A 3,910-nucleotide genomic window follows, 5' to 3' on the forward strand; every position below is an offset into this window, starting at 1 on the left:
AAAAACTAAATATAAGTTCTTTAAAGATTAAAGAGTTTATATTTGGTTTTAAAAACCAAACGATCATTAAATTATCATTGTTAAAGTCAATAAATAGCGATAAGAGATTATCTATTTAAATATAGAGATCAATTATTACTACAACTAAATAACTACAATTAAACAGGAAGCTATCTTGTGAAGTGTTATATTTGTTCTGTTTTTAACGGGACTATTATAGTACATTAAACAAGGTAGTGAGCGTAAATTAGAATAATTAGATTGTTAGAGATTATTGAACTACTCTATGAAAAAGCCGAAAGCTTTTTTGTACTTTAGTGACATAGCGTCTAGCGTAGCTTATTGGACTTGTTCAATAAGCATTTCTAATCAATAAAAAGATATTAAGGGCCATAGGTGGATGCCTTGGCTAGTAGAGGCGATGAAAGACGTACTAGGCTGCGATAAGCCTCGGGGAGCTGCCAAGAAGCTTTGATCCGGGGATTTCTGAATGGGGCAACCCAACATGGTGCGAATCATGTTACCCTGCGGGGAGCGAACCTTGGGAAGTGAAACATCTCAGTACCAAGAGGAAAAGAAATCAATTGAGATTCCCAGAGTAGCGGCGAGCGAAATGGGATTAGGGCTGTTAGTGATAATATATTTGTTAGGTGAACAATCTGGAAAGTTTGAACATAGAGGGTGATATTCCCGTAACTAAAAACATTTATATGGTACTAGATTAACGAACGAGTAGGTCGGGACACGTGTTATCTTGACTGAATATGGGGGGACCACCCTCCAACCCTAAATACTACTACTAGACCGATAGCGAACAAGTACCGTGAGGGAAAGGTGAAAAGGACCGCGGTGAGCGGAGTGAAATAGAACCTGAAACCTATGGCTTACAATCATTTGGAGCGGTATGCTTTATGCACCGTGACAGACTGCCTTTTGCATAATGAGCCTGCGAGTTGTGGTATCTGGCAAGGTTAACCGAACGGGTAGCCGTAGCGAAAGCGAGTCTTAATAGGGCGCTGTTCTTCGGAACACAAGTCAGATGCTGCAGACCCGAAACTAAGTGATCTATCCATGAGCAGGTTGAAACTGGTGTAAGAGCCAGCGGAGGACCGAACCCGTAGGCGTTGAAAAGTCTTGGGATGACTTGTGGATAGGGGTGAAAGGCCAATCAAACTTAGTGATAGCTGGTTCTCTCCGAAATATATTTAGGTATAGCCTCGAGCATTAGCGTATAGGGGTAGAGCACTGACAGGGCTAGGGCTGCTTACCGCGGTACCAAACCCTATCAAACTCCGAATACTATACGTGCAACCTCGGGAGTCAGGCGTAGGGTGATAAAATCCTATGTCGAGAGGGGAACAACCCAGACTAACAGCTAAGGTCCCAAAGTTTTATCTAAGTGGAAAAGGATGTGGAGTTGCTGTAACAACCAGGAGGTTGGCTTAGAAGCAGCCATCCTTTAAAGAAAGCGTAACAGCTCACTGGTCTAGCGATTCTGCGCCGAAAATATATCGGGGCTAAGATAAACACCGAAGCTTTAGGTTAGAGCACATCATTAAGTTCTTATAGTAGAGATATTCAAGAGATATAGTTAAAACTTTTTTTACTTTCGTAAAAAACGTTTTAAAATGCCTCAGGGGATAAGAGAGATACTTAGGATTTAGTGATGTGCTCTAGCGGTAGGAGAGCGTTCCATTCAGCGTTGAAGGTATACCGGCAAGGAGTACTGGAGCGGATGGAAGTGAGCATGCAGGCATGAGTAGCGAGAAAAGGGATGAGAATTCCCTTCGCCGTAAACCCAAGGTTTCCTACGCGATGCTCGTCATCGTAGGGTTAGTCGGGACCTAAGTCGAGTCCGAAAGGGGTAGACGATGGCAAATCGGTTAATATTCCGATACCGACATTACATCATTTGAGTGATGGGGGGACGCATAGAGTTAAAGGGGCTCGCTGATGGAATAGCGGGTCGAAGGACGTAGGTCGCAAGGTAGGAAAATCCGCCTTGCATGAGACCGAGATCTTACAGGCAGTTCAATCTCTTCGGAGAGCGGACTGAACCCTTGATACTGTCGTGCCGAGAAAAGCCTCTAAACGAGATGTAATGTTGCCCGTACCGTAAACCAACACAGGTGGGTGAGATGAGTATTCTAAGGCGCGTGGATGAACCCTGGTTAAGGAACTCTGCAAACTAGCACCGTATCTTCGGTATAAGGTGTGCCCTATTTGTTAGAAGATTTACTCTTTGAAGCATTGATGGGTGGCAGCAAAGTGTCCCTCCCGACTGTTTACCAAAAACACAGCACTCTGCTAACTCGTAAGAGGATGTATAGGGTGTGACGCCTGCCCGGTGCTCGAAGGTTAAAAGGATTGCTTAGCTTAGGCGAAGGCATGAATTGAAGCCCGAGTAAACGGCGGCCGTAACTATAACGGTCCTAAGGTAGCGAAATTCCTTGTCGGTTAAATACCGACCTGCATGAATGGCGTAACGAGATGGGAGCTGTCTCAACCAGGGATCCAGTGAAATTGTAGTGGAGGTGAAAATTCCTCCTACCCGCGGAAAGACGGAAAGACCCCGTGCACCTTTACTATAGCTTGACACTGCTATTGGGATATTCATGTGCAGGATAGGTGGGAGTCATTGATACTAGGACGCAAGTACTAGAGGAGACATCCTTGAGATACCACCCTTGAATATTCTGATAGCTAACTCCGTATGATTATCTCATGCGAGGACAATGTCTGGTGGGTAGTTTGACTGGGGCGGTCGCCTCCTAAAAAGTAACGGAGGCTTACAAAGGTTCGTTCAGAGGGGTTGGAAATCCCTCGTAGAGTATAATGGCATAAACGAGCCTGACTGTGAGACATACAAGTCGAGCAGAGTCGAAAGACGGTCATAGTGATCCGGTGGTTCTGTGTGGAAGGGCCATCGCTCAAAGGATAAAAGGTACGCCGGGGATAACAGGCTGATCTCCCCCAAGAGCTCACATCGACGGGGAGGTTTGGCACCTCGATGTCGGCTCATCGCATCCTGGGGCTGGAGCAGGTCCCAAGGGTATGGCTGTTCGCCATTTAAAGCGGTACGCGAGCTGGGTTCAGAACGTCGTGAGACAGTTCGGTCCCTATCTTCCGTGGGCGTAGGAGAGTTGAAGAGAGCTGACCCTAGTACGAGAGGACCGGGTTGGACGTGCCACTGGTGCACCAGTTGTTCTGCCAAGAGCATCGCTGGGTAGCTACGCACGGATGAGATAACCGCTGAAAGCATCTAAGCGGGAAGCCAACTCTAAGATGAACTCTCCCTGAAGTACGCTTGAAGACTACAAGCTTGATAGGCTGGATGTGTACGCACGGCAACGTGTTTAGCTGACCAGTACTAATAGTACGTTTGTCTTTTTACCAATATCGCTCACTACCTTGTTTAGTGTATTAAACACTTCGCAGGTCTATGTTCGCTAACGCTTACATATAGACCTTTGACTAAAAAAGCTAAAAACGATAATAAATTATCGTTTTATTAACGCTTTTTTCATCTTGTTTAGTGTATTAACACAGTAGTTATTTAGTAAATGTTGACTTTAACAATTGTAAAACTCTAACTCTTAATCTAAGAAGATTAAGTTTGAGTATATCTGCTAAGTTAGGCGTGATATATTGAAACTTGATCTTGTCTAGGTGGCTATAGAGAGAGGGAAACGCCTGGTCCCATTCCGAACCCAGAAGCTAAGCCTCTCATCGCTGATAATACTGCATCTTTCAGGTGTGGGAATGTAGGTCGCTGCCTAGTTGATCAATTTAAACTCCTCTTTTTTAATGCAATCAACCTTTTTTACAACAACAATAATTAAACGTTTAGAAATCACCATTTTGTGAATTTTAAAGCTTCACATCTCTTTCTAAAATATATACACACAAG

The 3,910-nt window shown here is 44.4% G+C and carries 2 rRNA genes; both read left to right on the plus strand.

What is annotated here, in order from left to right:
* Positions 1 to 373: 373 nt before the first annotated feature.
* Positions 374 to 3,395, plus strand: a 23S ribosomal RNA gene (locus tag M947_RS23145).
* Positions 3,396 to 3,665: 270 nt separating this feature from the next.
* A 5S ribosomal RNA gene (rrf, locus tag M947_RS23150) occupies positions 3,666 to 3,781 on the plus strand.
* Positions 3,782 to 3,910 lie beyond the last annotated feature (129 nt).

Source organism: Sulfurimonas hongkongensis (assembly GCF_000445475.1).
Taxonomy (GTDB): domain Bacteria; phylum Campylobacterota; class Campylobacteria; order Campylobacterales; family Sulfurimonadaceae; genus Sulfurimonas; species Sulfurimonas hongkongensis.